Origin of the sequence: Acidovorax sp. SUPP3434 (genome assembly GCF_030159015.1) — a bacterium.
Lineage (GTDB): Bacteria > Pseudomonadota > Gammaproteobacteria > Burkholderiales > Burkholderiaceae_C > Paracidovorax.
Window position 1 is genome coordinate 1 of record NZ_BQXL01000040.1, and the last position, 1,563, is coordinate 1,563.

A 1,563-nucleotide genomic window follows, 5' to 3' on the forward strand; every position below is an offset into this window, starting at 1 on the left:
TTGCGTTGCGTTGCGAGGATCAGACCCTGACCTATGGCGAGCTCAATGCGAGAGCCAACCGAGTGGCCCACCGCCTGATGGCGCTGGGGGTGGTGCCGGAGACCCGGGTGGGCATTGCCATGCAGCGCTCGGTGGAGATGGTGGTGGGGCTGCTGGCCATTCTCAAGGCCGGTGGTGCCTATGTGCCGCTGGACCCGGACTACCCTGCCGATCGCCTGGCGCACATGGTCCAGGACAGCGGCATCGGCCTGGTGCTTGCTCATTCGTCGGTGCGTGAACGCATTCCCGGCACGGCCGGGCTGCAGGTGCTGGAGATCGACACGCTGGACCTGTCGGGCGAGCCGGACACCGACCCGCAGGTGCAGGTGAGCCCGGACGGGCTGGCCTATGTGATCTATACCTCCGGCTCCACAGGCCGCCCCAAGGGCGCTCAACTGAGTCACCGCAACGTGGCGCGGCTGCTGGATGCCACCGAGGCCTGGTTCGGCTTCGGGCCCGACGACGTGTGGACGCTGTTTCACTCCTACGCCTTCGACTTCTCGGTGTGGGAGATCTTCGGGGCGCTGTGTACGGGCGGGCGCCTGGTGGTGGTGCCGTACTGGGTCAGCCGCTCGCCGCAGGACTTCCTGGCCTTGCTGCGAGCCGAGCGCGTCACGGTTCTCAATCAAACGCCCTCGGCCTTTGGGCAACTGGTGCATGCGGTGGAGCAGGACGGGCATGAAGGGCAGGGCGGTGCGGGCCTGTCGCTGCGCCATGTGGTCTTCGGCGGCGAGGCACTGGAGCCCGAGAGCCTGAGGGCCTGGTTCGAGCGCTTCGGCGATCAGAGCCCCAGGCTCATCAACATGTACGGCATCACCGAGACCACGGTGCATGTGACGTACCGGCCCATCACGCAGGCGGACCTGGAAGGCGGGCGCAGCCCTGTGGGCGTGGCGATTGCGGACCTGGGCCTGTACGTGCTCGATGGCAGCCTGAACCTGCTGGCGCAGGGCGTGGCCGGGGAGTTGTACGTGGCGGGTGAAGGCCTGGCGCGGGGCTACCTGAACCGGCAAGGCCTGAGCGCGGAGCGCTTCATCGCCAATCCGTTCACGAACACCGGCGAACGCCTGTACCGCACAGGCGATCTGGTGCGCTGGACGGCACAGGGCGAACTCGAATACCTGGGCCGAGCCGATCAGCAGGTCAAGATCCGGGGCTTCCGTATCGAGTTGGGCGAGGTGCAGTCGCAGCTGCTGGCCCAGCCCGAGGTGCGCGAGGCCGTGGTGCTGGCCCAGGAGGGGCCGGGCGGCGCAAGGCTGGTGGCGTATGTCTCGCTGAACGATGCGGTCGAGGAAGGGGCGCTGAAGGAGCGGTTGGGTCAGGTGCTGCCGGACTATATGGTGCCGTCCGCCCTCGTGGTGCTCGATGCCCTGCCGCTAACGGTCAACGGCAAGGTAGACCGCAAGGCGCTGCCGGAGCCGGAGATGGCCGGGGTGCAGCAATACGAGGCACCGCAAGGCGAGCTGGAGGAGATGCTGGCGCGCATCTGGGCCGAGGTGCTGGGCGTGGAGCGCGTGGGCCGCC

1 protein-coding gene is annotated in these 1,563 nt (G+C 68.0%); it reads left to right on the top strand.

Going from position 1 to position 1,563, the window contains the following annotated elements:
* The coding region (locus tag AVKW3434_RS24160) for an amino acid adenylation domain-containing protein (RefSeq protein WP_502869174.1) at window positions 1-1,563 on the top strand (1,563 nt) is incomplete at both ends.